At 64.6% G+C, this 26,394-nt stretch carries 27 protein-coding genes and 1 pseudogene; 18 read left to right on the top strand and 10 right to left on the bottom strand.

The window, feature by feature from the left end; all coding sequences use genetic code 11:
- Positions 1 to 137: 137 nt before the first annotated feature.
- The 4 genes from HAP41_RS08690 to HAP41_RS08675 all read right to left on the bottom strand — a co-directional run bounded on the left by HAP41_RS08690 (position 138) and on the right by HAP41_RS08675 (position 3,792).
- Entirely contained in the window at positions 138 to 341 is a 204-nt protein-coding gene (locus HAP41_RS08690; RefSeq protein ID WP_008144861.1) for a tautomerase family protein, read from the bottom strand.
- A gap of 100 nt (positions 342 to 441) precedes the next feature.
- A complete protein-coding gene (gene hisS, locus HAP41_RS08685; RefSeq protein ID WP_014491987.1) occupies positions 442 to 1,962 on the bottom strand; it encodes a histidine--tRNA ligase in 1,521 nt (506 codons plus the stop codon).
- 84 nt (positions 1,963 to 2,046) lie between these two features.
- On the bottom strand, positions 2,047 to 2,571 hold the full coding sequence (locus HAP41_RS08680) for a YegJ family protein (RefSeq protein WP_166103556.1): 525 nt from the start codon (positions 2,569 to 2,571) through the stop codon (positions 2,047 to 2,049).
- A gap of 138 nt (positions 2,572 to 2,709) precedes the next feature.
- Positions 2,710 to 3,792 (bottom strand): branched-chain amino acid aminotransferase, encoded by a 1,083-nt coding sequence (locus tag HAP41_RS08675; RefSeq protein ID WP_166103559.1) that lies wholly within the window; start codon positions 3,790 to 3,792, stop codon positions 2,710 to 2,712.
- A 336-nt stretch (positions 3,793 to 4,128) separates the two neighbouring features.
- On the opposite strand from HAP41_RS08675, the gene HAP41_RS08670 reads away from it, so the two are divergent.
- Genes HAP41_RS08670 through HAP41_RS08660 form a run of 3 tightly spaced genes read left to right on the top strand, consistent with a single transcriptional unit; the run spans position 4,129 to position 6,806 of the window.
- Positions 4,129 to 4,671 (top strand): MarR family winged helix-turn-helix transcriptional regulator, encoded by a 543-nt coding sequence (locus HAP41_RS08670; RefSeq protein ID WP_063985573.1) that lies wholly within the window; start codon positions 4,129 to 4,131, stop codon positions 4,669 to 4,671.
- Complete coding sequence (locus HAP41_RS08665; protein ID WP_176400451.1) at positions 4,668 to 5,399, top strand: response regulator; 732 nt, start codon at positions 4,668 to 4,670, stop codon at positions 5,397 to 5,399. The genes HAP41_RS08670 and HAP41_RS08665 overlap by 4 nt, the downstream gene beginning before the upstream one ends.
- An 18-nt stretch (positions 5,400 to 5,417) precedes the next feature.
- A complete protein-coding gene (locus HAP41_RS08660) occupies positions 5,418 to 6,806 on the top strand; it encodes an ATP-binding protein (RefSeq protein ID WP_028151545.1) in 1,389 nt (462 codons plus the stop codon).
- Positions 6,807 to 6,976: 170 nt separating this feature from the next.
- Here HAP41_RS08660 and HAP41_RS08655 read toward each other — a convergent pair whose 3' ends face one another.
- Entirely contained in the window at positions 6,977 to 7,507 is a 531-nt protein-coding gene (locus HAP41_RS08655) for a DUF3617 domain-containing protein (protein ID WP_166103568.1), read from the bottom strand.
- A 30-nt stretch (positions 7,508 to 7,537) separates the two neighbouring features.
- Positions 7,538 to 7,831: a hypothetical protein gene (locus tag HAP41_RS08650; protein ID WP_166103571.1), complete on the bottom strand. Its 294-nt coding sequence runs from the start codon at positions 7,829 to 7,831 to the stop codon at positions 7,538 to 7,540.
- Between the two features lie 183 nt (positions 7,832 to 8,014).
- Here HAP41_RS08650 and HAP41_RS08645 point away from each other — a divergent pair, with 183 nt between their 5' ends.
- The 4 genes from HAP41_RS08645 to HAP41_RS08630 all read left to right on the top strand — a co-directional run bounded on the left by HAP41_RS08645 (position 8,015) and on the right by HAP41_RS08630 (position 10,767).
- Complete coding sequence (locus tag HAP41_RS08645; RefSeq protein WP_063985577.1) at positions 8,015 to 8,476, top strand: hypothetical protein; 462 nt, start codon at positions 8,015 to 8,017, stop codon at positions 8,474 to 8,476.
- A gap of 122 nt (positions 8,477 to 8,598) precedes the next feature.
- Positions 8,599 to 9,315 (top strand): ribonuclease T2 family protein, encoded by a 717-nt coding sequence (locus HAP41_RS08640; RefSeq protein ID WP_166103574.1) that lies wholly within the window; start codon positions 8,599 to 8,601, stop codon positions 9,313 to 9,315.
- A 121-nt stretch (positions 9,316 to 9,436) separates the two neighbouring features.
- The gene (locus tag HAP41_RS08635; protein WP_166103577.1) at positions 9,437 to 10,297 is read left to right on the top strand and encodes a 23S rRNA (adenine(2030)-N(6))-methyltransferase RlmJ; all 861 of its coding nucleotides are present in this window, start codon (positions 9,437 to 9,439) and stop codon (positions 10,295 to 10,297) included.
- A gap of 254 nt (positions 10,298 to 10,551) precedes the next feature.
- Positions 10,552 to 10,767 carry a cold-shock protein gene (locus HAP41_RS08630; RefSeq protein ID WP_063986700.1) on the top strand — a complete coding sequence of 72 codons (216 nt, stop codon included), beginning with the start codon at positions 10,552 to 10,554 and terminating at the stop codon, positions 10,765 to 10,767.
- An 85-nt stretch (positions 10,768 to 10,852) separates the two neighbouring features.
- Here HAP41_RS08630 and HAP41_RS08625 read toward each other — a convergent pair whose 3' ends face one another.
- A complete protein-coding gene (locus HAP41_RS08625) occupies positions 10,853 to 11,476 on the bottom strand; it encodes an outer membrane protein (protein ID WP_014491976.1) in 624 nt (207 codons plus the stop codon).
- Between the two features lie 249 nt (positions 11,477 to 11,725).
- Here HAP41_RS08625 and uvrC point away from each other — a divergent pair, with 249 nt between their 5' ends.
- The 7 genes from uvrC to HAP41_RS08590 all read left to right on the top strand — a co-directional run bounded on the left by uvrC (position 11,726) and on the right by HAP41_RS08590 (position 18,021).
- On the top strand, positions 11,726 to 13,789 hold the full coding sequence (gene uvrC / locus HAP41_RS08620) for an excinuclease ABC subunit UvrC (protein ID WP_166103580.1): 2,064 nt from the start codon (positions 11,726 to 11,728) through the stop codon (positions 13,787 to 13,789).
- Between the two features lie 96 nt (positions 13,790 to 13,885).
- On the top strand, positions 13,886 to 14,503 hold the full coding sequence (gene pgsA / locus HAP41_RS08615) for a CDP-diacylglycerol--glycerol-3-phosphate 3-phosphatidyltransferase (RefSeq protein WP_014491974.1): 618 nt from the start codon (positions 13,886 to 13,888) through the stop codon (positions 14,501 to 14,503).
- A complete protein-coding gene (moaD, locus tag HAP41_RS08610; protein ID WP_018318355.1) occupies positions 14,500 to 14,751 on the top strand; it encodes a molybdopterin converting factor subunit 1 in 252 nt (83 codons plus the stop codon). The genes pgsA and moaD overlap by 4 nt, the downstream gene beginning before the upstream one ends.
- A 3-nt stretch (positions 14,752 to 14,754) precedes the next feature.
- Entirely contained in the window at positions 14,755 to 15,252 is a 498-nt protein-coding gene (locus tag HAP41_RS08605; protein WP_166103583.1) for a molybdenum cofactor biosynthesis protein MoaE, read from the top strand.
- Entirely contained in the window at positions 15,252 to 16,211 is a 960-nt protein-coding gene (gene prmB, locus HAP41_RS08600) for a 50S ribosomal protein L3 N(5)-glutamine methyltransferase (RefSeq protein WP_166103587.1), read from the top strand. Before HAP41_RS08605 ends, prmB begins: the two co-directional genes overlap by 1 nt.
- Positions 16,212 to 16,301: 90 nt before the next feature.
- Positions 16,302 to 16,889, top strand: coding sequence for a phage holin family protein (locus tag HAP41_RS08595; RefSeq protein ID WP_166103590.1), 588 nt, complete (start codon positions 16,302 to 16,304; stop codon positions 16,887 to 16,889).
- A 1-nt stretch (position 16,890) separates the two neighbouring features.
- The gene (locus HAP41_RS08590) at positions 16,891 to 18,021 is read left to right on the top strand and encodes a YihY/virulence factor BrkB family protein (RefSeq protein ID WP_166103592.1); all 1,131 of its coding nucleotides are present in this window, start codon (positions 16,891 to 16,893) and stop codon (positions 18,019 to 18,021) included.
- A gap of 49 nt (positions 18,022 to 18,070) precedes the next feature.
- Here the strand turns inward: HAP41_RS08590 and HAP41_RS08585 are convergent, their stop codons facing one another.
- Positions 18,071 to 18,910 carry a class I SAM-dependent methyltransferase gene (locus HAP41_RS08585; RefSeq protein ID WP_063985583.1) on the bottom strand — a complete coding sequence of 280 codons (840 nt, stop codon included), beginning with the start codon at positions 18,908 to 18,910 and terminating at the stop codon, positions 18,071 to 18,073.
- Positions 18,911 to 19,029: 119 nt separating this feature from the next.
- On the opposite strand from HAP41_RS08585, the gene HAP41_RS08580 reads away from it, so the two are divergent.
- The 4 genes and pseudogenes from HAP41_RS08580 (at position 19,030) to HAP41_RS08565 (ending at position 24,113) form a co-directional block, all read left to right on the top strand.
- Complete coding sequence (locus tag HAP41_RS08580) at positions 19,030 to 20,592, top strand: winged helix-turn-helix domain-containing protein (RefSeq protein WP_166103597.1); 1,563 nt, start codon at positions 19,030 to 19,032, stop codon at positions 20,590 to 20,592.
- A gap of 227 nt (positions 20,593 to 20,819) precedes the next feature.
- Positions 20,820 to 22,295 carry an EAL domain-containing protein gene (locus HAP41_RS08575; protein WP_166103600.1) on the top strand — a complete coding sequence of 492 codons (1,476 nt, stop codon included), beginning with the start codon at positions 20,820 to 20,822 and terminating at the stop codon, positions 22,293 to 22,295.
- Positions 22,296 to 22,310: 15 nt separating this feature from the next.
- Positions 22,311 to 23,165, top strand: coding sequence for a TIGR01459 family HAD-type hydrolase (locus tag HAP41_RS08570; protein WP_063985586.1), 855 nt, complete (start codon positions 22,311 to 22,313; stop codon positions 23,163 to 23,165).
- A gap of 112 nt (positions 23,166 to 23,277) precedes the next feature.
- Positions 23,278 to 24,113: pseudogene (locus tag HAP41_RS08565) on the top strand (IS5 family transposase).
- Between the two features lie 94 nt (positions 24,114 to 24,207).
- Here the strand turns inward: HAP41_RS08565 and HAP41_RS08560 are convergent.
- On the bottom strand, positions 24,208 to 25,542 hold the full coding sequence (locus HAP41_RS08560; RefSeq protein ID WP_085398139.1) for an IS5 family transposase: 1,335 nt from the start codon (positions 25,540 to 25,542) through the stop codon (positions 24,208 to 24,210).
- A 315-nt stretch (positions 25,543 to 25,857) separates the two neighbouring features.
- Positions 25,858 to 26,253, bottom strand: a complete 396-nt coding sequence (locus HAP41_RS08555) for a response regulator (RefSeq protein ID WP_007596883.1) — start codon at positions 26,251 to 26,253, stop codon at positions 25,858 to 25,860.
- Positions 26,254 to 26,394: the final 141 nt, after the last annotated feature.

Here is a 26,394-nt window from a genome sequence, read left to right as displayed (position 1 = left end):
CCACAGGGAGTAGTTTGGCGAAGACTCCGAGTTACCAGCTCGCCAAATAACCACTGCCTGTGGTTATGGGTCCCCGCTTTCGTGCGCAATTGCGCAGTAGGCGGGGACGACAGTGGAGACTGCCGATATAGCGCTGGCTATTTCTTCGCAGCCGCCGCGCGCTCCACAAAGGTCTTGCCGCCCTTCATCTTGTGACGGAGCGGGGCTTCGTTGATCTGGATCACGACGGCATCGGCATCGACGCCGAGATTCTTCACCAGGGCCTGGGTGATGTCGCGCATCATGCCGGCCTTCTGCTCGTCGGTGCGGCCTTCGGCCATGCTGACGGTAATCTCAGGCATCGTTCTCTCCCTTGCGGCCGAACACCGGCCATTGACGGTCGCCATCAAACAAGACGTGGATGCCCGGGACAAGCCCGGGCGTGACGGCCTTCCGGAATGGCTATCCCCACTTTACGTCATGGCGGCCCAGGACTTCGCGCACCTTGGCGACGAGGTCGGCTTCGCTGCACGAGAACTGCGCCGGGCGGCTCTCGCGCCACTCCTGGTTGGAGGCGATCGCGGCGGCGGCCTTGGCGCCTTCGATCAGATCCTTGATCTGCAGCTCGCCGCGCGCCTTTTCATCCGAGCCCTGGATGATCACGCAAGGTGAGTTGCGGCGGTCGGCATATTTGAGCTGGTTGCCCATGTTCTTGGGATTGCCGAGATAGAGCTCGGCACGGATGCCGGCAGCGCGCAAGGACGCCACCATCTTCTGATAGTCCGCAACGCGGTCGCGATCGAACACGGTGACGACGACGGGGCCGAATTCGGGCCGCGTGTCGAGCTTGCCGAGCAGCGTCAGCGCGGCCTGAAGCCTGGACACGCCGATCGAAAACCCGGTCGCCGGCACCGGCTCGCCGCGGAAGCGCGAGACGAGGCCGTCGTAGCGGCCGCCGCCACCGACCGAGCCGAAGCGCACCGGCCGGCCCTTCTCGTCCTTGGTCTCGAGCAGCAGTTCGACCTCGTAGACGGGGCCGGTGTAATATTCGAGGCCGCGCACGACGGAGGGATCGATCTTGATACGGTCTGCGCCATAACCCGACGCTGTCACCAGCTTGGCAATCTCTTCCAGCTCGCTGACGCCAGCCTGACCAATCTCGCTCTTGGCGAGGTAGGTTTCCGCCGCGGCGATCGCGTCTTTCCAATCGTCGCGCGGCTTGGTGATGGCGAGAACAACATCAGCCTCCGCCGGGCTCAGGTTGGCGCCTTTCGTGAAGTCGCCCTTGCCTTCTTCGCCGCCATCCCACCGTCCGGGACCGAGCAGCTTGCGCACTTCGTCGGCGGAAAACTTGTCGAGCTTGTCGATCGCGCGCAGCACAGTCAGCCTGCGCGCGGCGTTCTCGTCACCGCCGAGCCCGATGGCTTCCAGAACACCGTCGAGCACTTTTCGGTTGTTGACCTTCACAACATAAGAGCCGCGCGCGATGCCGAGCGCCTCCATCGTGTCCGCGGCCATCATGCAGATCTCGGCATCCGCCGCCGGCGTCGCCGAGCCGACCGTGTCGGCGTCGAACTGCATGAACTGGCGGAAGCGGCCGGGGCCGGGCTTCTCGTTGCGGAACACGTAGCCGACGCGGTAGCTGCGGTAGGGCAGGACCAGACCGTCGGTCCCGTAGCGCTCGCCGACGTAACGCGCGAGCGGCGCGGTCAAATCGTAGCGCAAGCTGATCCACTGCTCGTCGTCGTCCTGGAACGAGAACACGCCCTCGTTCGGACGGTCCTGGTCGGGCAGGAACTTGCCGAGCGCATCGGTGTATTCCATCGCCGGCGTTTCCACGGGCTCGAACCCGTAGAGCTCGTAGACGGCGCGGATCTTCTCGACCATCTCGCGCGTCGCCCGGATCGCGGCGGGATCGCGATCCTCGAGCCCGCGCGGCAGGCGCGCCTTCAGTTTCTGGGGTTTTTTGGGTTTCTCGGCCATGCGCGGCGTTTACCAGCCGACGCGCGGTGCGGCAACCGAAGTTCGCTTTACCTCGCCCCGCTTGCGGGGAGAGGGGAAGAGAATCTACGGCTGCTCCATCCGGGCCCGCAGGGCATCCGCATCCGCCTTTGGCAGCGACTTCAGCGTCGGCTTGATGGTTTCGCCGCCGACGATCTTGCCGTTACGCATGAACATCCAGTCTGAAATGTCCGCTTCGCTGAACTTGACCGCGTCGCCGGCCCGCTTGCCCGGCAGATCGCGCGGCTCGTTGGCGAAGAGGCCCGAATAGGTGGCGTTCGGCAGCTTCTTCACGTCGCCGATCCAGATATGCTCCCCGCCCCTGCGGGTCGAAAAGCGCACCTTCAAGGCGTGCCCGGTCTCTGACGGCTTTGGCGCGTCATAGGACGCCCAGAAGGTGGGAAGCGTACCGCGGGCGCGCGCGATCGCGGTGTTCATCTCGGGATCGGTGGTGCGCACGTCGACGATCGGCGAGCGGTCTTGCGCCGCGACCTCGTGCGTGGGGCCGATCGTCAGGATGCCGAGAACGCTGACGCCGGTGATTGCGGCGAGAACGACCCATTTCATGGGCTGGGAGAGTTTTGTTGCCATGTTCGCGATGTCCAGGATGCTTCGATGTCTCCTGGCTTTGTCGCGTGTCGGCAGCAGCACGTTCATAGCGCAACAAGCCACAAACGTTGCGCGTTTCCCCTCTCCCTTGTGCGAGAGGGGAAACGTAATCGCCGTCGATCAAAACACCTTGCGGATCCAGTTGTGCGGATCGTTGGTGCGGCCGTACTGGATGTCGATGAGCTGCTTGCGCAGGCCCGTGGCGACGGGGCCGGCGGCGCCGCCGCTGATGTCGAAATCGCCGCTCACCGAGCGCACCTTGCCGATCGGCGAGATCACGGCAGCGGTGCCGCAGGCGAACGCTTCCTTCAGCTTGCCGCTCGCCGCATCCTTGCGCCACTGGTCGAGCGAGTACGGCTCCTCGCGCACCGTCTTGCCGGCATCCTTCGCGAGCGCGATGATGGAGTCGCGGGTGATGCCGGGCAGGATCGTGCCGAGCGGCGGCGTCGAGAGCGAGCCGTCCTCGAACACGAAGAAGACGTTCATGCCGCCGAGCTCCTCGATGTAGCGGCGCTCGACCGCGTCGAGGAAGACGACCTGATCGCAACCGTGCTGGATCGCTTCGGCCTGCGCACGCAGGCTCGCCGCGTAATTGCCGCCGCACTTGACGGCGCCGGTGCCGCCGATCGCGGCGCGGGTGTAGTTCTCCGAGACCCAGATCGAGACCGGCGCAGGTCCGCCCTTGAAATAGGAGCCAACCGGCGAAGCGATCACCGCGAAGATGTATTCGGACGACGGCTTGACGCCGAGGAAGGTCTCGCTCGCGATCATGAAGGGGCGCAGATAGAGGCTGCCCTCGCCGCCCGGCATCCAGGCGCGATCGATGCGCACGACCTGCTCGACCGCCTCGATGAAGACGTCCTCGGGCAGCTGCGCCATCGCCATGCGGTCGGCGGAATCCTTGAAGCGGCGCGCATTGGCGTCGGGGCGGAACAGGTTCACACCGCCGTCGTCACGCTTGTAGGCCTTGAGGCCTTCGAAGATTTCCTGCGCGTAGTGCAGGACCGCGCCGGCCGGATCGAGCTGGAAGTTGGCGCGCGCCTCGATGCGCGCTTCGTACCAGCCGCCCTTGGCCTGGTTGTAGCGGACGATCGCCATGTGATCGGTGAAGACCCGCCCGAAGCCGGGATCCACCAGCTTGGCGACGCGGTCCTTCTCGGATGTCGGATTGGATGCGGGCTGGATGTCGAATTTCATACTCATGTCCTTGCCTCCCGCTGCCGGTAGCGGCGCTGTTCTGGCGCCCGCCTGCCCTGTTTGAGCCCGGCTGGCTTGATTAGGTTGTGGCTGGACCGCCGCCAGCCTTGTTACGGCCGGTTTCCGTGGCCAGCATGTCGCCGAGGACATGCTTTTGCGGAAGGCGGAAGTCCAGTATGTTTTGCCGAAATGCCGCTCGACAATCGCACGGTAGATCTGCTTCGGCCGTCGCCGCCTGTCCGGCTCTCTCCGGCCGCTCCTAGAACTGCCACCCGACGCGAAGCGATCTAAAATTTCGTGCGGGCTAATCGTTTTGTAACATTGAACCCAAGATACGTCAATATGCCTGACATAAATTTCGCAACTCCCTCTCAAGACGCAGCCGAGCCGCGGCCGGCCGCAGGCGATGGAGGCAATTTGCGCTGGGATATCATCGAACTGCTGTTCTTCGCCTATCGTGATTTCGTCGGCGATCCCGACCAGGAGCTGGAGGCTTTCGGCTTCGGCCGGGCCCACCACCGGGTCATGCATTTCGTCTATCGCTATCCCGGCCTCAAGGTCGCCGATCTGCTCGATGTCCTGCGCATCACAAAACAGTCGCTCGGCCGCGTGCTCAAGCAGCTCCTGGACGAGGGCTATATCGTGCAGAAGACCGGCGACAATGACCGCCGCCAGCGCCTGCTCTACGCGACGCCGAAGGGCGAGGCGCTGGTGCAGAAGCTCGCCGGACTCCAGACCACGCGGATCACCAAGGCGCTCGCCGAGCTGGCGCCGCAGGATGCCGATACCGTCAAGCGTTTCCTGCGCGCGATGATCGACCGCGACGATCCGGACAAGGTGCTGGAGACGATCTTCGCCAACGTCAATCAGGACGGAAAGGAGTGAACGTGCCGTTCGCTGCCACGCTCGCCCGCCCGCCGGTAGAACCGGCCGACGATGCGCCGCATCTGCTGCTGGTCGACGATGACCGCCGCATCCGCGATCTGTTGTCGCGCTTCCTCGCCAGCGAAGGCTATCGCGTCACCACCGCCACAAGCGCCGGCGATGCACGCTCGAAGCTCATGGGCCTGCATTTCGATCTCCTGATCCTTGACGTCATGATGCCCGGCGAGACCGGCTTCGATCTCGCCCGCTTCATCCGGACTTCCTCCTCGGTGCCGATCGTGATGCTGACGGCGCGGCACGAGGCCGAAGCCCGCATCGAAGGCCTGCAGATCGGCGCCGACGATTACGTGGCAAAACCGTTCGAGCCGCGCGAGCTTGCGCTGCGCATCAACAACATCCTCAAGCGCGCCGCACCGCCGCCGCAAACCGCCGCGGTGGAGAAGATCGCGTTCGGCCCTTACGTCTACCATCTCGATCGCGGCGAACTGCGCCAGGGCGAGGAGGTCATTCACCTCACCGACCGCGAACGCGAGATGTTGCGGATTCTCTCGGAAACACCGGGCGAGACCGTGCCGCGCAGCGCGCTCACCGGCAATGGCAGCGTCAACGAGCGCGCCGTCGACGTGCAGATCAACCGCCTCAGGCGCAAGATCGAGACCGACCCCGCCAATCCGCTGTTCCTCCAGGCGGTGCGCGGCATCGGCTACCGCCTGGTGGCCTCGCCATAAAGCAGTGAAGCGCGACCGATGAGCACGATCGATACCGGCCTGACGCTGTTGAAGAGCGCCGCCGGCCGCGTCTCCGCCGCCAATGGCTGGATGGGCAACGCGTTCAAGGGCTGGATGCCGACCGGCCTCTATGCGCGCGCGCTCCTCATCATGATCGTGCCGATGGTGATCCTGCAATCGGTCGTCGCCTTCGTGTTCATGGAGCGGCACTGGAACACGGTGACGCGCCGCCTGTCGGCTGCTGTCGTGCAGGACATCGCCGCGCTGATCGACGTCTACAAGGGCTATCCGCAGGACAAGGACCGCAACGAGATCCGCCGCATCGCCCAGCAGCGCCTCGGCCTCGTCGTCGACTTCCTCCCCGCCGGCGACATGCCGCCGCCGGGCCCAAAACCGTTCTTCTCGCTGCTCGACCAGACGCTGTCGGTGCAGCTCGGTCGCCAGATCGGACGCTCGTTCTGGATCGACACCGTCGGCCGCTCCAACCTCGTGGAGATCCGGATCCAGCTCGACGATGCCGTGATGCGCGTGTTCGCGCAGCGCAGCGCCGCCTATGCCTCGAACTCGGAGATCTTCCTGTTCTGGATGGTCGGCACGTCCTCGATCCTCCTGATCGTCGCCGTGCTGTTCCTGCGCAACCAGATCAAGCCGATCCTGCGGCTGGCAGACGCCGCCGAAAGTTTCGGCAAGGGCCGCGAGGCGCCGAACTTCAGGCCGCGCGGCGCGCGCGAGGTACGGCGCGCGGCGGTCGCCTTCCTCGAAATGAAGTCACGCATCGAGCGCACGATGGAGCAGCGTACCGCGATGCTCGCCGGCGTCAGCCACGATCTGCGCACCATCCTGACCCGCTTCAAGCTCGAGCTGGCGCTGATTGGCGACAACCCAGAGCTCGAGGGCATGCGCAAGGACGTCGACGAGATGTCGATGATGCTGGAGGACTACCTTGCGTTTGCCCGCGGCGATTCCGGCGAGCAGTCGCAGCCGACCGACATGGCGCAGGCGCTCGAGGAGCTGCGCAGCGACGCCGAGCGCCACGGCCACACCGCGACCGTCGCGTTCCACGGCCTGCCCGTGGTCACCGTGAAGCCGGCCTCGTTCAAGCGCTGCCTCGCCAACCTCGTCACCAACGCGGCGCGCTACGGCAAGAGCATCGCCATCAACGGCCAGCGCGATCACCGTTATTTGACCGTCACGGTGGAGGACGACGGCCCCGGCATTCCCGCGCACTTGCGCGAAGAGGTGTTCAAGCCGTTCCTGCGGCTGGACAACGCCCGCAACCAGGACGAAGGCGGCACCGGCCTGGGGCTAGCCATCGCCCGCGACATCGCGCGCTCGCATGGCGGCGACATCACCCTCGGCGACAGCCCGATGGGGGGATTAAGGGCGAGCGTTCGGATTCCGGTGTAGCTTTGCTCTTCCTTCTCCCCTTGTGGGAGAAGGTGGCGCAAAGCGCCGGATGAGGGGTTGTTTCCGCGAATTCAGAAGTAAGAGAGTCACGCGCGGAGAGATACCCCTCACCCGTCTCGCCGCTACGCGGCGAGCCACCCTCTCCCACAAGGGGAGAGGGGAAGACAAACCTACTTCGGCAGCAGCGCCTTCAACTTGTCCATGTCGCGCACGTTCATCTTGAAGCCGCCGGGCATCACGATGTCGCCGGGCTTCTGGTCGGGCTTGCAGGCCCCCAGCCACTTGGCTTCGAGCTGCATCGTGGTGTCGCGGCCTGCTGCGCCGGCGGCGCCGCCTTGCGCATGCGACGAGGTCTTCACCGTATAGGCCGAGTTGAAATCGCCGGTGATCTCGGCATGCGAGGTCGTGCTGATGCCGGCGACGTTGCACTCGGAATCGCTGACATAGCCGGTCGCGGTCTTCTTGATGTCCTGCTTGGCGCAGATCTGCTTGGCCATCGGGGAGACGTTGTTGTTCATCTCCTTGCCGACGGTCTCGTCGGTGCAGTGCTGCATGGTCATCTCGGGCATGGGCGTGCCGGTCCTGACCATCTTCATTTCCCAGAGACCGGCCTTGCGCACCGGCAGATCGTCGGCGCTGGCGCTGCCTGCCGACACCACAAGACAAAGGGCCGAGCCGAGCAAAGCGAGCTTGCGCGTCATGTAGGAAGCTCCCGACGTTCCGAAAGCGCCTCAGTACAGCGTGCGGATCGGCTGTTGGGCAGCGCCATAGGGCACCCAACGGCAGGAGAACGAGATGTAGCCGCCCTCAAAGGCCTGCACCGCGAGGAATTTCACGACCTTGCCGTAGCGCGCGCAGTGATCGACCGCGACCTGCCGCGCATCCGCCTGGGTCGCCATCGAATAAGCGATGATGCCGCCGGTGTCGTTGCCCTTGAACGGAGGCACCGGAAGCATATCGGCGCGTGCCGACTGGCTGGCCATCATCCCCAGGGCAAGAAGGCCCGCAGCCGCAATGATTCGCATTCCCGTCACTCCAGTTGGTTGGCGCCAGTTTACGGTGCCGGGATGTCCATGAAAAGAACTGATGCCCCGCCGGCTGCGAGGTTAGGGTCAACTCTTGGCCAAGTGTTGCCGCGCTGCACTTGACCTGCCCCGGCCTTCGCGGCACCGTCCATCCTTCGCAAGACCCAGCTGTCCGGATTGCCCATGCGCGCCCTCCCCCTGAAATCGCTCCGCTTTGCCACCTTGCTTGGCCTCATGTTCGGAGCGCTATCGCTCGGTGAGGCCAGGGCCGCCAATCCGCTGGAGCTGAACTTCTGGCTGAACGGGCCGCGCTATGACGGCGCCGTCGTCGATTGCGAGAGGGCGCTGCCGACCATCGCCACCCAGTTCTGGGAGAAGGAAAGCTCGTTCTGGAATTCCTCGTTGAAGATCACCGGCTTCGCCGCCGTTCACGAGATCGCGTTCCGGCCCTGGCAGTCTGACAACATTCCGCGCCGCTATTGCACCGGCGACGCCATGCTCAATGACGGAAAGGTGCGCAAGGTGCATTTCTCGATCATCGAGGATGGCGGCTTCTCCGGCTACGGCAATGGTGTGGAATGGTGCGTGGTCGGGCTCGACCGCAACTGGGCCTACAATCCGTCCTGCCGCGCCGCCAGGCCCTGAGCCTCGATCGAAAGGCCTGAATCGGACTGATCAGGCGCCTGACGGGCCGGCTCGAATTTTGTTCTTGAAATGTTCTTGTTGCCTGCTAGGCTGATTGCACAGTCTAGTTGAGGGGCGTCGCCATGTTTCATTTTAGATTGCGTTCGTTCACCCGTCTCGTGATCTCACTGACCCTCCCCCTGGTTCTGGCCGCCGGGCTGGTCGCGCTGCCGGGCGGCGCGAAGGCCCAGGACAAACGGCAGAACGCGCCCGGCGAATTCGACTTCTATGTGCTGTCGCTGTCATGGTCGCCCTCGTTCTGCGAGGAGGCGTCCGAGCGCAACCGCGGCGGCGGTGGTCGCTCGCAGATGCAGTGCAGCGGGCGGCCCTACGCGTTCGTGGTGCACGGGCTGTGGCCGCAATATGAGAATGGCTTCCCTGAATATTGCCAGCGGCCGTCGCCACGCCTGAACCGCAATATCGTCTCTTCGATGCTCGATTTGATGCCGGCGCCGGGGCTGATCTTCAACGAGTGGGACAAGCACGGCACCTGCTCCGGGCTCGACAGCCGCAATTATTTCGAGACGATCCGAAAGGCGCGCGCCGCGATCAAGATCCCGGCGGAATATCTCGAACTGTCGCAGGCCAAGACCGTGGCGCCGGGCGAGGTGGAGGAAGCCTTCATCAAGGCCAATGCGGGCCTGAGCAACGCGGCCATCTCGGTCACCTGCAATCGGACCCGGCTCTCCGAGGTCCGCATCTGCCTCAACAAGGACCTGCAATTCCGGGCCTGCGAGGAGATCGAGCGCCGCGCCTGCCGCCGCGACCGGGTGACGATGCCGCCGATCAGAGGTGGCTAGTCCAAGTGTTTGCGCCCCGGACGCAGCGCCGGTTCGGCGGTGCGCTGCAGAATCCGGGCCCATGCCGGCACAGGCGCGCATGCCGCTTTGCGCAAGCCGTGACGTAGCGTAGTCCTGTCTCATGAACTACCGTCACGCCTTCCACGCCGGAAACTTCGCCGATGTCATCAAGCACATCGTGCTCGCGCGCATCATTACCTACCTTCAGGACAAGCCGGGGGCATTCCGTGTCATCGACACCCATGCCGGCGCCGGCCTCTACGATCTCGAAAGCGACGAGGCGCGCCGCAGTGGCGAATGGCTGACCGGCATCGCGCGGCTGATGCAGGCGCGCCTGTCGAACGACGCCGTGGCGCTGGCCAAGCCCTATCTCGACATCGTTCGCGCCTACAATCCGAAGGGCGAGCTCAAGGCCTATCCGGGTTCGCCGCTGATCACGCGCGGCCTGCTGCGGCCGCAGGACCGCCTCGTTGCCTGCGAGCTCGAGCCGAAGGCGCGCAAGGCGCTGATCGGTGTGCTGCGCCGCGACGAACAGGCACGCGTGGTCGATCTCGACGGCTGGGTCGCGCTGCCGGCCTTTGTGCCACCGAAGGAACGGCGCGGGCTCGTGCTGATCGACCCGCCGTTCGAGGCGAAAGACGAGTTCGAAAAGCTCGGCGACGCCTTCTCGGCGGCTTTCGTGAAATGGCCGACCGGTATCTATGTAATCTGGTATCCGGCCAAGAGCCGGCGCGCCACCGACACGCTGGTGCAATCAGTGGCGCGGCTCGCAGCCGCAGCAAAACCACCAGGAAAATGTCTGCGTCTCGAATTCAGTGTCGCGCCGCAGCTTGATGGCGCCACCCTCACCTCCGCCGGATTGTTGATCGTCAATCCGCCGTACACGCTGCATGGCGAGCTCAAGACGATCCTGCCCGAGCTGGAGATACCGCTCGGACAGGGCGGAGCTGCCAGATTCCGATTAGAGGTGCCGAGGCCGTAACACACCGGCATTCTTGGGAAAAAGATGCAGGAGCGGTAGTCAATCTGCAGAGAACCGTATTATGCTGTTTCCGTGACTGGCTTTACGTTCCGCTTCCGCGAATGGTTGCGGCGGAGTGAAGGCCTAAGAAAGATCCGATCGGACCGAAAGAAAGGTCCGCCCAAGGATGGCCAGCTCCCGGGCTTCGTAAGGCCCGGTCATGTCGTGACGTGAGTCTGCGTCGCGACGGAGGAGCAATGAGGGGGAGTTTCCCGATGGCCATGACGGGAACGGTCAAGTTTTTTAACGGCGAGCGCGGCTACGGTTTCATCAAGCCCGACGACGGCGGGCGCGACGTCTTCGTGCACATTACTGCTGTGGAGCGGGCGGGACTGAAAGACCTCGCCGAAGGACAGCGCATTACTTTTGAAGTCGAGCCGGACAAGAAGGGGAAGGGACCAAAGGCAGTCAATTTGGTCATCGTCTCCTAGAGCGTTTTCGAGCGAACACCTGGCGAAAAAAATCCCGGCCGCGAGCGGCCGGGAGGCTGTTGTCCGGTATTTTCTTCTTCAACTATCAGAAGTGATAGTTCACGCCTGCGCGCACAACGCTGGCGCTATAGCCGTTTGACACGCCGGTAATTGCGAACTGGCTCGTCGACAGATCGATGTAGAGATATTCGAGCTTGGCGCTCCAGTTCGGCGCGAAGCCGACTTCCGCGCCGGCACCGATGGTCCAGCCTGCGGTGGTGTGCGACTCCGTCCAACCGAATGTCTGCGCGCGCAGCTCGCCGAAGGCGAGGCCGGCGGTGCCGTAGAACAGCACGTTGCTGAAGGCATAGCCGGCGCGGCCGCGCAGCGTGCCGAACCAGGGGTTGGAGAACTTCCACGGCGCGAAGGTGTCATCAGCGCCCGCGGCCTGGATGTCGCCCTCGACGCCGAACACCCATGGACCATTCTGAAAATTGTAGCCGGCCTGCACACCGCCGACGAAACCGGAGGGCTTGACGGGCGAATTACTCACCGAGCCCCACTCATAGCCGAGATTGGCACCGAGATACGGACCGGCCCAGCTATAGGCATTGAGCGGCTGATTGACGGTGTAGGGCGCACCCTGCCCGTAGTTGAGATCGGCGGCCTCTGCCGAAGCTGTCCAGCCGGCTGCAACCAACACGGCTGCGCCTACAACGAACCCCCTCATCGGTACTCTCCAACGCAACGGCCGCCCCCCGCGATGCCTGCGCCGCCGCGCAAGGCAAAATCGCATGGTTACGGAACCTCCTCTTTTTCGCGTAAGATTTATCGAGAGTTTTAAGTTAAAGGCCTGTTAAGCCGGGTTACCGCGCTCTTAACAGGCTTAAGCAAGTGTTACCCGGAACTGCGCCGCCATCCTGTGTGTGCCGCAAGGCGGGAACTTCAAATCGGCACCCCCAGCGCCTAAATTCGCATCATGGCTCACGATTCCACCGACAATCCGGACGACACGCGCGCGCGCAAATCTCCGCGCGGCATGACGGCCGACGCCCCGCCGGAGAGCCTGGCGCCGCCGGACCTCGATCCCGCCACCACCGCTGGCGAGGACGAGGACGACGCGCTGCTGCCTGACATCCTGGAGGAGAGCGGCGCGGTCGGCGAAGAGCCGCTGGCGACCGGCCATGAGGCGATCGAGCGCGCGGTCCGCCTCGCGCCCACCTCGCCGGGCGTCTATCGCATGCTCAGCGCCAATGCCGACGTGCTCTATGTCGGCAAGGCCAAGAACGTCAAAAAGCGCCTGTCGAATTATGCGCGCCAGAGCGCGCCGCAACCGGCGCGCATCCTGCGCATGATCGCGGCCACGGTGACCGTGGAGATCGTCTCGACCAACACCGAGACCGAAGCGCTGCTGCTGGAAGCCAATCTCATCAAGCAGCTCCGGCCGCGCTTCAACGTGCAGCTGCGCGACGACAAGTCGTTTCCCTACATCCTGATCACCGGCGACCATTGGGCGCCGCAGATCCTCAAGCACCGCGGCGCGCAGTCGCGGCCCGGCCGCTATTTCGGCCCGTTCGCTTCCGCCGGCGCGGTCAACCGCACCATCACCGCCTTGCAGCGCGCGTTCCTGATCCGCTCCTGCACCGATTCCTTCTTCGAGAGCCGCTCGCGGCCCTGCCTGCTCTACCAGATCCGCCGCTGCGCCGGCCCCTGTACCCGCGAGATCGATTTCCCCGGCTACACGACGCTGGTGCGCGAGGCGACCGACTTCCTCTCCGGCAAGAGCCAAGCGGTGAAGCAGGAGCTTGCCGGCGAGATGGAGAAGGCCTCCGGCGAGCTCGAATTCGAGACCGCGGCACTCTACCGCGACCGCCTCGCCGCGCTGTCGGCGATCCAGTCGCAGCAGGGCATCAATCCGCGCACGGTGGAAGAAGCCGACGTGTTCGCCATCCACCAGGAGGGCGGCTTCTCCTGCGTCGAAGTGTTCTTCTTCCGCACCGGACAGAACTGGGGCAACCGCGCCTATTTCCCGCGCGCGGAGAAGACCTATACGCCGGAGGAAGTGCTGGGCTCGTTCCTCGCCCAGTTCTACGACGACAAGCCGCCGCCGAAGAACATCCTGCTCTCGCACGAGATCGAGGAAAGCGAGCTGCTCGCCAATGCGCTGTCGATCAAGGCCGGCCACAAGGTCGAGGTCTCCACGCCCAAGCGCGGCGAGAAGAAGGAGCTGGTCGCGCACGCGCTGACCAATGCGCGCGAGGCGCTCGGCCGCAAGCTCGCGGACACCGCGACCCAAGGCCGCCTGCTCGACGCCATGGCCACGACGCTGAGCCTGCCGCATTCGCCCAAGCGCATCGAGGTCTACGACAACAGCCACATCCAGGGCACCAACGCGGTTGGCGCCATGATCGTCGCCGGCCCGGATGGTTTTGTGAAGAACCAGTACCGCAAGTTCAACATCAAGTCGGAAGGGCTCACGCCGGGCGACGATTACGGCATGATGAAAGAGGTGCTGGAGCGCCGCTTCAAGCGCCTGATCAATCCGCCCGAGGACGCCGCCGGCAAGGCCAAGGACGACGACTTCCCGCAATGGCCCGACCTCGTGATCATCGACGGCGGTCGCGGCCAGCTCAACGCCGTCCGGGAGATCTTTACGAATCTCGGCCTGACCCAGGTGTCGCTGATGTCGGTCGCCAAGGGACCGGACCGGGATGCCGGCCGCGAAACCCTGTTCATGCCGGAGCGCGAGGCGATCAAGCTGGAGCCGCGCGATCCCGTGCTTTATTTCATCCAGCGCCTGCGCGACGAGGCCCACCGCTTCGTCATCGGCTCGCACCGCAAGCTGCGCAAGAAGGACATCCGCGAGGCCGGTTTGCAGGAGATTCCGGGCATCGGCCCGTCACGCAAACGTGCCTTGCTGCACCATTTCGGAACCCTGAAGGAGATCGAGCGGGCCTCGATCGCCGATCTCGGCAAGGTTCCGGGGGTGAGCGCCGAGAGCGCTCGCAGGATTTTCGACTATTTCCATCCCCAGCCGGGGTGAACTAAGGGGGCCGCGGTCATATGGTCGTCGCATGCTGCACCTCATTTGGGGAGCGGGACGGTTGACCTTCAGGCACGAGCGGTATTGGTAGGACGGATGAACATCGCCACGACACGAGGGACGACCAGCCGCGCGATGTCCCTCCCGAACATCCTGACCTATGGCCGGATCGCCGCGATCCCGGTCGTGGTCGGGTGCATTTATGCGCAGTCGATTCTGGATCAGCCGCTGTGGCTGCGCTGGGTCGCGGTCGCCATCTTCATCGCGGCAGCAGTGACCGATTACCTCGACGGCTATTACGCGCGGATCTGGAATCAGCAATCCGCATTCGGCCGGATGCTCGATCCGATCGCCGACAAGCTGCTGGTCGCCTCCTGCCTGCTGATGCTGGCCGCCGACGGCATCATCCATGGCTGGTCGCTGTGGGCCGCCATCGTGATCCTGTGCCGCGAGATCCTGGTCTCGGGCCTGCGCGAATATCTCGCCGCGTTACGGGTTAGCGTTCCCGTGACAAAGCTTGCGAAGTGGAAGACGACCGTTCAGCTCATCGCCATCGGCTTCCTGCTCGCGGGCCCGGCCGGCGATGAGGTGGTGCCCGTGGTCTCGATGATCGGGCTGGCGCTGCTCTGGGCGTCGGCGATCCTCACCATTTACACCGGCTACGACTATTTCCGCGCCGGCATCCATCACCTCATCAAGGAGGATGAGGCATGAAGGTGAAGTACTTCGCCTGGGTGCGCGAGCGCGTCGGCAAGGCCGAGGAGACCATCGAGCCGCCGGCGACCGTGCGCACCGTCGAGGAGTTGATCGCCTGGCTGTCCGGCCAGAGCGAGGCCTATGCCTACGCCTTCGAGAAGCCGAAGGTGATCCGCACCGCGATCGATCATGCCCACGTCAAATCGGACGCCGCGATCGCGGGCGCCCGCGAGATCGCGTTTTTCCCGCCGATGACCGGCGGCTAGGCCATGACCTCCCCCGTAAGCACCTCCCCCGCCGGCCCCTGCCCCGTCACCATCCGCATCCAGCAGGACGATTTCGACATCGCGCGCGAGATCGCGATCCTGACCGGGAGCCGCACCGACATCGGCGCGGTCGTAAGCTTTTCCGGCATCTGCCGCGGCGACGAGAACAGCGCGAAGATCGCCGCCCTCACGCTCGAACATTATCCCGGCATGGCGGAAGAAGAGATCAAGCGCCATGCCGACGAAGCTACATCGCGCTGGCCGCTGAACGGCGTCACCATCATTCATCGCGTCGGGCGGTTCATGCCCGGGCAGAATATCGTGCTGGTGCTCACGGCGTCGCAGCACCGCCAGGCGGCGTTCCAGGCGGCCGAGTTCCTGATGGATTATCTCAAGACCAGCGCGCCGTTCTGGAAGAAGGAAGAGAGCGCCACCGGTACCGGCTGGGTCGAAGCCCACGCCCGTGACGACGTGGCCGCCGCACGCTGGACCCGATCCTGATGGCAAAAGCATCCAAGAAGACCACGCGCGGCCGCGCCGCGCCAAAGCTCGCGAAGGTCGGCCGCGGCGAGTTGCTCACGCTGATCGATTTCGTGCGCTACGCCGTGAGCCGCTTCACCGAGGCGAAGCTCGCCTTTGCCCATGGCACGACCGACCCGGTCGCGGAAGCAGCCTTCCTGGTCTGCGAAGCCCTGCATCTGCATCCCGACCAGTTCGAGATCTTTGCCCATGCCTGCGTCACGTCGGCGGAAGGCAAGACCATCGTCGACCTCATCCATCAGCGCGTCACCACGCGCAAACCGACCGCCTATCTCGTCAACAAGATCTACATGCGCGGCCTGCCCTTCTATGTCGACGAGCGGGTCATCGTTCCGCGCTCCTTCATCGGCGAGCTGCTGGAGTCGCATTTCGGCGGCGACGGTGAGGCGGGCTCGCTGATCGACGACCCCACGGCCGTCGAACGCGTGCTCGATCTCTGCACGGGCTCTGGATGTCTCGCCATCCTCGCCGCGCATCATTTCCCGAATGCCACCGTTGATGCCGTCGACATCTCCAAGGGCGCGCTCGAAGTCGCCACACGAAATGTCGGCGAATTCGGTCTCGATGACCGGATCAGCCTGCATCGCGGCGACCTGTTCGCCCCGCTCGGCGACAACAGATACGACCTGATCATCACCAACCCGCCCTACGTCGATGCCGAAGGCATGGCGGCGCTGCCGCCGGAATGCCGGGCCGAACCTAAGCTCGCCTTTGACGGCGGCCCCGACGGTCTCGACGTGGTGCGCCGGATCCTGCGCGATGCGCCCGATCACCTGACGCCGGATGGCGGCTTGATCTGCGAGATCGGCCGCGGCCGCGAACTGGTCGACGAGGCCTTTCCGGAACTGCCGCTGCTCTGGCTCGACACCGAGGAGTCCGAGGGCGAGGTGTTCTGGATCGCGGCCGCCGATCTCGGCTGATCCGTCCCGGCAGCCGCGCTCCGCGCGGAACAAGTCAAATTCCGCCACGTTCATCCCCCGACGATTTTTTCGTTCTCGGAGGATGTCCGCATGCTCGCGCCATCGGGCGAATTGCTGCGCGCCGGCATGGCGCTCAAGATCAATCATCTCAAGCGCGCCGCGCGATCGTACTTGCGCGACCGCACCAATCAGGCCACGGGCCGCGCGACGTCCTATGCGGTCGCGGCAGGACTGTTCGCAATGGCCGGGCTGTTCCTGATCGCCACCCTCTTTGTCGGCCTGATCGCCCTTTATCGTTGGGTCGCGATCACCCAGGGACAATTCTGGGGCTTTGGTGCCGTCGCGGCCGTGCTCCTGGTGCTGGCCGTATCCTGCGCCGGCGTGGCTCAGGCCCAAATGAAGCGTCGGGACAAGCCGATCGTGCCGCTTGCCAGCCGTATGCGCGTTGCGATCGCCACCCCGCGGATCCCGCGCGGAACGGTCAAGCAGGCGGTGAAAGAGGTCGCAACGACGATTCCGCTGGTGCCGCGCGCACCGGGCGAACGTGGCCGTGGCGGCAACGCCGTGTCGAGTCGGACCAACCGGCCCGTGCAGCTTGGTCTGATGCTCGCAGCCGTCGGGCTGTTGGGCTTCACGGCCGCTCGGCGGCGGCGGCACGGCCGCGGATTGGACGCTTGAAATGCGCGCGCGGCACACCGAGCACCTCGACAGTTGGTTGCTGGTGGCCGCCACGGCCGTCTTCGTGCTGTCTGCGGAACGCTACTTTCAGGAGTTCGGCCCCATCCGATCGGGGCCTCCGCAAGACCATCGCAACAATGAAGCAAATTCGCCGGAAACGAGCGCGGCCGGCGCAGCCATGCAGCCCGGCCACGGCCGGCGCGCGAAAAGCCCCTTCGCGATCCCGTGGGCGGGCTGGAAAGACATCTTCTGGCGCACCTATCAGCGCATCGACGACGATCGCCTGCTCGCGACCGCGGGCGGCGTCGTCTTCTTCGGGCTGCTCGCGATCTTTCCCGCCGTGACCGCGCTGGTCTCATCCTACGGCCTGTTCGCCGATCCCTCGACGATCAGTTCCAACCTGCATTCGCTCGCGATGCTGCTGCCCGAGGGCGCGTTCCAGATCGTCGAGGACCAGGTCGCCCGAGTGGTCTCCAACGGCAATACTGCCCTGGGTGTCACCTTCCTGTTTGGCCTCTTGCTCGCGATCTGGAGCGCCAATGCGGGCGTCAAAGCCATCTTCGATGCCCTCAACGTCGCCTATGAGGAGCGCGAAAAGCGCAGCTTCGTCCGGCTGAACACGGTGTCGTTGGCTTTCACCGTCGGCGGCATCGCGGCGTTGCTGCTGATGGTGGGCACCGTGGTCGCCTTCCCGCTCGCGCTCAACCATCTCGGCATCGCGCCGGAAAGCAGGCTGATCGTCGCTCTCGCGCGATGGCCGGTGCTGTTCGTCATCCTGCTGGCGGCGCTTGCCGTTCTCTATCGCTTCGCGCCCAGCCGCGACGCGCCGCGCTGGCAGTGGCTGAGCCTCGGCGCGGTGACGGCCGCCATCCTCTGGATCGCCGGCTCGGCGCTCCTGTCCTGGTATCTCTCGGAATTCGCCAATTACAACGCGACCTACGGCTCGCTCGGCGCGGCGATCGGCTTGATGATGTGGATGTGGATGTCGGCGATCGTCATCATGTTCGGGGCCGAGCTGAACTCGGAGATCGAACGGCAGACCCTTCGGGATACGACCACCGGACCGACCAAGCCGCTCGGCACCCGGCAGGCCGTCTCGGCCGACACGGTCGGCGCAGCCGCGCCATCGTGATTGCCGGCGGTCAGGCCGGGGCTCGGCCTGACCGGATCACGACGGCAATTCAGCGCTTGCTGATCACTACCTCCAGATACTCGCTATGCACCACCACCGTACCGTCGTCGGCACGGTTGAATTCGCCGAGCAGCGCCATGAGATCGCGCCGCAGCGCGGCCTGGCCGGTCTCCTCCAGCGCCACGAACGCTTTCAGCATCGGCCCGTAATAGGATTTGAAAACCTCGAGCCAGTGCTCCGGAGAGCGATAGCGGAAGGCGAACATGCGCGGCTCGGCGGCGATCTCGGAGGCTTGGCTGCCGAACATCTCCTCAAGCCGTGCCGGCGTGCCCCACAAGGCCGGCGACTTCACGCCCGCTGGCGGCGGCAAATGCCTGCCGATGGTCTTGAAGAGCTGACCGATGAAGCCCTGGGGCGTCCAGTTGGCGAGGCCGATCTTGCCGCCGGACTTGCAGACCCGCGCGAGCTCGGACGCCGCCTTGTCCTGATCCGGCGTGAACATGACACCGAAGGTCGAGAGCACGACGTCGTAGCTGGCATCCGCAAACGGCAGCGCTTCGGCATCCGCTTCACGGAATTCGACCATCAAATGCTCCGCCGCGGCCCGTTCGCGTCCCCGCTTGAGCAACGCGGGAACATAATCGGTCGATGTGACGTCGCACCAGCGCCGCGCCGCGGCCAGTGTCGCATTGCCGTTGCCGGCGGCGACATCAAGCACCTTGCTGCCGGCGCGCAAGTCGAGCGCCTCGCAGAGCTGCTCGCCGACGATCTGCAAGGTGGTGCCGACAATGGCATAGTCGCCGGATGACCAGGCGCTGTGCTGGCGCTGCTTGACGGCGGCGAGATCTGGTTGGGCGAGGGCCGGCTTGAGCGCGGCGGATGTCGACATGGCAATTCTCCTGCGGTTGAAGACGCCGGGACGATAGGGCGCATGCGGCTCGCTGGCCTTGAGAGTGGCGTTATTTTACGCTGAGAACACCTTGATTTCCCGCGCGAGCCGAGGGCGGCGTGACATTTCATTTCGAGGATTTCGTGCTCGACCCCGCGCGCCGCGAATTGCGGCGGGCAGAGACGCTCGTCGCGCTTGAGCCCCAGGTGTTCGATCTCCTGCTTTATCTGGTCCGCAACCGCGAGCGCGTGGTAACGCGGGACAATCTGCTCGACGCGATCTGGAACGGCCGCGTCGTCTCGGAATCGACGCTGACCAGCCGGATCAACGCGGCGCGGCGCGCGGTCAATGACAATGGCGAAGATCAGCGGCTGATCCGCACCGTCGCACGCAAAGGCGTGCGGTTCGTCGGCGCAGTGACCGAACGCTCCGCCGTGGCCTCATCGTCGGCGCCGGGCAGGCCGCCCGACGCAACACCGACGGAATTGCCGCTGCCCGATCGTCCCGCAATTGCCGTGCTGCCCTTCACCAACATGAGCGGCGAGGCCGAGCAGGACTATTTCTCCGACGGCATCAGCGAGGACATCATCACCGCGCTGTCGAAGCTGCGATGGTTCTTCGTGATCGCGCGCAACTCGTCCTTCATCTACAAGGGCCGCACGGTTCACCTGCGGCAGGTCGCCGAGGAGCTCGGCGTGCGCTATGTCGTCGAGGGCAGCGTCCGCAAGGAGGGCGATCGCGTCCGCATCACCGCGCAGCTCAACGATGTCGCCACCGGCAGCCATCTCTGGGCCGAACGCTACGACCGCGAGCTCGCCGACGTCTTCGCCGTACAGGACGAGATCACCGAACGCATCGTCGCCGCGATCGAGCCGCAGCTCTATGCCGCGGAGAATTTTCGCGCCGAGCGGAAGCCGCCCGACAGCCTGGACGCCTGGGACCTTCTGATGCGCGCCCTCTCCCATTACTGGCGCGTAACGCGGCAGGACCACGTCGCGGCGCGAGCCCTGCTCGAAAAGGCCATCGCGCTCGACCCGAACTACGGCAAGGCGCTCGGGCTGCTCGGCACCAGCTACATGTTCACGGCGCATATGGGCTGGATGGAGATGGCCGCGGCGCTGCCGGTGGCCGAGCGCGCGGCGCGGGCCGCGATCCGCGCCGACGACCAGGATGCCTGGGCGCATAATGCGCTCGGCCATGTCGATCTGTTCGCACGCCGGTTCGAGGATTCGCTTGCCGAGTTCGAGACCGCGCTGCGGCTCAATCCGAACTTTGCGCTGGCGCAGGGCTATTATGGCCTGACGCTCAGCTATTGCGGCCGCTGGCGGGATGCCGACGACGCCGCGCGGCGGGCGATCCGCCTCAGCCCGCGCGACCCCTATGCACCCGTCTATTTCGGCATCGCCGCCTTTGCCCGCTTCCTCGGCAGGGACTATGCGGAAGCGATCCGGCTCGCGCAGGAGGCCCTGCGCCAGCGCAGTGACTTCGTCGGCGGGCACCGGGTGCTGACCGCGGCCGCGGCGATGGCCGGGCAAACCGAGACCGCCCGCGCGGCGCTGAAGGAACTCCAGCGTGCCCAGCCCAACGTCTCGCTCGCCTGGATCGCCGAGTTCATGCCGATCAAGCTCGCCGCCGACCGCGAGCACTACCTCGAAGGCTTTCGCCGGGCCGGCCTGACCTAGACGGTTTGAGCATGGTCTCCGCGCAAACGCGTTCCGCGTTTGTCGCGAGGGAAAACCGCCGCGCACTTTTCCGGATCATGCTCCGGCCCCGCGAACAGGCCGCTATCCCCTCGAATCAACAATGATGTTAAGGTCGCCTTGCTTAGGGGGAGCATGAGGCGTGACGGGTTCGCACACTGACCCGTGTTTTCCCGGATGAGGCAGCTCTTTGAGGCGTAACGCGCGGCATGATTCGCATCTCGACGAACTTCATCGCCATCTGCATGGTTCTGGTCGCGGCCTCGCTCGGGCTTGTCCTCTACTCGGTCGCCGGCATCAGCGGAACCGAATCCGCCATCGTGGCGCTAACCGCGCTGACCTTCCTGATCCTCTACAACGCGGTCTCGATGCGGCTGCGCGACCGCAGTGACGTCGGCGGCCAGATCGCCGACCTCTCGCGCGGCACCGCCGACCTCGCCCGCCAAGTCGCCGAGTTCGGCCGCCGGCTCGCGGCGATGGAGGGGCGCATCGCCTCGGCCAATTCGACCAACTCCGACCGCATCCAGTCAGTGGTCGGCGAGATCAACGAGCTCGGCGGGCTGGTCAGGCAGCTCGCCACCACCGTGTCAGCCCATGAAGACCTCTTGGCCGGGGCCGCGCCGACCCCCACCCCCGCTCCGGTCGCCCGGCCAGAGCCGGAGGCGCCGCTCGACCTGATTGCGGCCTTCGAGGAGCGGCCGGCCGCCGCTCCGCCACTGCCCGCACCGCCGCCGCGGCCAGCACCGGCGATCCAGACCCACACCGCCGTTCCGGTTCAGACGGCCAATGGCCGCAACCCGACCCAGTTACTGGCGACACTGCGCAACGCCATCGACGAGAACCGCATCGACATCTTCCTCCAGCCGATGGTGACGCTGCCGCAGCGCAAGGTGCGGTTCTACGAAGCCGTGACGCGCCTGCGCGACGAGCGCGACCAGCTGATCGCCGCCGAGGAATTCATCAGCATCGCCGAAGCCTCGGGTCTGATCGGACGCATCGACAACATGGTGATGCTGCGCTGTGTGCAGGTGCTGCGGCGCCTGATGGTGCGCAACAAGGATGTCGGCGTGTTCTGCAACGTCGCGGCCTCCACGCTCGGCAATTCCACCACCTTCGCGCAGCGCCTCGACTTCCTCGAAGCCAACCGGGCGCTGGCGCCCTCGCTGGTGCTGGAGTTCAAGCAGTCGACCTTCCGCAATCTCGGTCCGGCCGAGACCGAGAATCTCGCGGCGCTCGCCCAGCGCGGTTTCCGCTTCTCGATCGACCATGTCACTGACCTCAGGATCGAGCCGCGCGAGCTCGCCGATCGCGGCGTGCGCTTCATCAAGGTGCCGGCGTCCCTCCTGCTCGACCCCAGGCAGGCCTCGACCTCGGACATCCACCCTTCCGACCTCTCCGACCTGCTCGGCCGCTTCGGCATCGACCTGATCGCCGAACGGATCGAGGGCGAGCGCGCAGTGGTCGATTTGCTCGACTTTGACGTGCGGTTCGGTCAGGGGTTCCTGTTCGCGCCGCCCCGGCCATTGCGGCCTGAAGGGGCATCTGCTACCGGCGGGGCCTCGCCGAACCCGGCGCAGGAAATTCAGGGATCCAATGGCTCCGCTTCTCCCAGCCCAGGCGCCACGTCTTCAGCGCCTCCAGCCCAACGTATCACCGGCAACGCGGCGCTCGCGCGCCGGATCTGATCGGCCGCACGCATCATGACCACGCTGCATTTCGCCGAAAGTCTGCGCGAGCTCGTGGGCGGCGTTGACGTTGTGCTCAGCGACATCTGGGGCGTGGTTCACAATGGCCTGGAATCGTTCCCCGAAGCCTGCGAGGCGCTGCATACCTATCGCAGCCGCGGCGGTACGGTGATCCTGATCACCAATGCCCCGCGCCCGGCCGACTCCGTCCAACGGCAATTGCGCAAGCTCGGCGTCGCGGACGAGACCTATGACGCGATCGTCTCGTCGGGCGACCTGACGCGGCTCTATGTCGCCGAGCATCCCGGCCGCAAGATGTTCTGGCTCGGACCCGAGCGCGACAACTCGATCTATCGCGGCCTCGATGCGACGACCGCGCCGCTGGAAGAAGCCGACTACATCGTCTGCACCGGCCTCTATGACGACGAGACCGAGACGGCGGAAGACTATCGCGGCATGATGCTGAAGGCGCGCGAGCGCAAGCTGACGCTGGTCTGTGCCAACCCCGATATCGTGGTGGAGCGCGGCGACCGGCTGATCTATTGCGCCGGCGCGATCGCGGAACTCTATCGCGAACTCGGCGGCGAGGTGATCTTCTACGGCAAGCCGCATCGCCCGATCTACGAGCGCGCGATGATGCTCGCCGGCGAACGCCAGGGTCACATGATCGACCGGAAAAAGGTGCTGGCGATCGGCGATTCCGTCCGCACCGACCTCACCGGCGCGCGCGAATTCGGCATCGACTGCCTGTTCGTCACCCGCGGCATCCATGCCGAGGAGTTCGAGGGCCTCGACCAGCTCGACCCGAATTCCGTGATGGAGTTGTTCGGCCACCCGCCGAAGGCGCTGATGCGCGAATTGAAGTGGTGACGGCTGCGGCTTGAACCGACGCCGGCTTAGTGTCTGTTCCAAAACATGTTGAGTCGAATGAATCGGTTGTGATTCAAGGTGAGCGGCCTGATTCGATGGGGACGCGCCGCCAATGTGGACTACCGAGAACCGTGCACGCTACGACCGCAGCCGCCTGCGCTATCCGAGCGACTTGACCGACGAGGAGTGGGCGCTGATCGCGCCTCGCATCCCGCCGGCCAAGCGCGGCGGCAACAAGCGTACGGTGGACCTGCGCGAGATTGCCAACGGGCTGATGTACATCCTGAGCACAGGTTGCCAGTGGCGCGCGATCCCCAAGGACCTGCCGCCGCGCTCGACGCTGTATGGCTACTTCGATCTGTGGAGCTGGAACGGCACGCTCGATAAAATTCATCACGCCCTCTATGTCGAATGTCGCGAAAGGGCCGAGCGCGAGGCTTCTCCCACCGCCGCCATCATCGATAGCCAGAGCGTGAAAAGCGCTGAAAAAGGGGGCCTCATGATCTCCATGGCTACGACGCGGGCAAGAAGATCAAGGGCAAGAAGCGGCACATTCTCGTCGACACGCAAGGCCTCTTGATGCACGCCATCGTGCATGCGGCGGACATCCAGGATCGCGACGGCGGCGTGCTCCTGATGGCAACGTTGTTCGGCCTCTATCCCTTTCTTCTGAAGCTCTACGCCGACGGCGGATATCAAGGGCCACATTTCCAGAAGGGGCTGCGTAGCGCTCTGAAGCGCGTGAACCTCGAAATCGTCAAACGCTCCGATCAGGCTCACCGTTTCGTCGTCTTGCCCAAACGCTGGATCGTCGAGCGTACCTTTGCCTGGCTCGGGCGATGCCGAAGACTGTCCAAAGATTGGGAATGCTTCAATCACAGGGCGCTCGCCTTTCTCAAGCTGGCCTCCATCCGACTCATGCTGCGAAAGCTATGCAATCCAAGGTAATCTTTCCGGACAGACTCTTAGACGAATTGCTAAGCCCCAATCGTCGTCATGGCCCGGCTTAGTCGTTCGTGAAGAACTGGCGGCGGCGCCCGGCTCAAGCGGTGTTTCGAGCCGGGACGGTCTCGAAGAAGGCTCGGATGATGACACGCAAGAGCTCTGCGAGCCATCGCAGCAGCAGACCGAAGTTATAGCCGGCGGCGGCGAGAACAGTGTTGATGCGGTCGCCGAGGCGTCCCTTGAGATAATTTCTGTCCATGCGGTGCTCGGCCTTGACGTGGCCGATGACAGGCTCGACAGCCGCACGACGCTTCATCTCGCGACGGATGGAAGCTGTGACGCGGCGGACCTGACCCGAGATCCAGACCCTGAACCGATGCGGGTGGTTGTGACCGCGATATCCTTTGTCGACGTGGATACGGCGAGTCTCCACCCCGGTGAGCTTCTCCATGTCGGCGATTACGGGACCGAGCGTGTGCCCATCGAAGGGATTGCCATGCAGGGCCTTGGCATGGAGCACGAACTGGCCGCCCTTCGGAGACGTCACAGGGGTGGCGATGCTGACCTTGCAGCCGAACTCGTAGGGCGCGCGGGCTTTACCTTTGCCGATGCACTCAACCTCCGGAGCATGTAACGCATAGACCTTCGGACCGCGCTGATGCTGATCCTGGCTGCGCACCTGCTGCGCTAAACCGAGCAACGGGCCGAAGCGAGCTTCCAGCACCGTATCGCCATCAATCTTGCGGCGGATGTCGCGGATGATCCGGCCAAGCCGTGTCCGCAGGAACTTGAGCTGCCGCCGGGCGCGTTTGAACTGGTGGGCGTGGGTATAGCGGCCGGTCATGATGGCGGCGCGCTTGGCCAGGCGCAGATAGCTCTGGCGTAGCGGCACACGGTTGCGCTTGGCGAGCCCGACCAGCTTGGTGATTGCTCGATGCAGCAGCCGCGCGTCGGTCGGATGTGCAACCGCCTTGGGCTGCACTGTGGTATCGACGACCACCCGTTCCAGGTCCTTGGGACCGATGGCGCCGGTCTTGTGCGCCACTGAAAGACTTTCCTGGATCAGGGCGACGAGCTGTTCCTCGCCGAGCCGCTGCCGCCAGCGTGTCATCGACGATCGATCGAACGGCAGACGGTGGCAGAAGCTCAATTCGCCGCAGAAGTATTGGTAATAGGGGTTCTCGATCCAGCGAGCGCACAGCACCTCATCTGACAGGTTGTGCATGTGCTTCAAAATGAACAGGCCGGCGACTAGCCGCGTCGGCAAGCCCGGCTGGCCCGACCCTGCTTGGCACACTGAACTGAAGCGCTCATTCAGGATGTTCCAGTCGATCAGCGCTGCCAACCGCACCAGCGGATGACCCATGTCGATGATCTGATCAAGCGCCGGAAGCAACAGGTCTTTCTGGCGATCATCCCTCGGCTTGCTCATCGCATTCCCCAATGTCGACGACGCCGTCAGGGAATCACGAATCGCCCAAAAGCAAAATCCTAAAACGCAAGAAAGCGAGGTCCAACACCCCGCTTTCCTGCAAAATCGAATACTACATCAAGACAAATTCTGCTTATTTCTCAGATCAATCCGCATTCTTCACGGACGACGGCTTAGCCGGCCGAAGGACGGCGTCGCTTCCGCGCGCCTATGCGCCGACCATCCACGCCTTTGGCATCCACAAACACGGATGCCCGGGACAAGCCCGGGCACGACGTTCCAAAATGGAAGATTATTGTCCGGCGAAGAGCGCGCTTACGCGCTCGCCATGTCCGGGAAGACCGCTTCGATCTTGGTCTTCAGCGTCGCCGCGTTGAACGGCTTGACGATGTAGTTGTTCACGCCGGCCTTCTTGGCCGCGATCACGTTCTCGGTCTTCGATTCCGCGGTGATCATGATGAAAGGCGTGGTGGCGAGGTTCGGATCCGCGCGCACTTCGCGCAGCAGGTCGTAACCCGTCATCGGCTCCATGTTCCAATCGGAAATCACGAGCCCGTACTTCTTGCCACGCATCTTGTTCAGCGCCGCCGAACCGTCGCTTGCATCATCGATATTCTCGAAGCCAAGCTGCTTCAGGAGATTCCTGATGATACGGATCATGGTGCTGTAGTCATCAACCACCAGAACCGACATCGACAAATCAACCGCCATCTCGACTCCCCCAACGCAAACCCAGGAAATATTACGATCGGACCCGCCGGGGCCGGAGCCCCGCTGTTCCACAATTCAAGGACTAGCACCAAGGCGTTAAACAGCGCGTTAACTGGGGGCGCCTCCGAAGGACTGAAATCA

It is taken from the genome of Bradyrhizobium barranii subsp. apii (assembly GCF_011516635.5).
In the GTDB taxonomy this organism is placed as follows: domain Bacteria; phylum Pseudomonadota; class Alphaproteobacteria; order Rhizobiales; family Xanthobacteraceae; genus Bradyrhizobium; species Bradyrhizobium barranii.
This window is presented reverse-complemented; position numbering and strand designations above follow the sequence as displayed.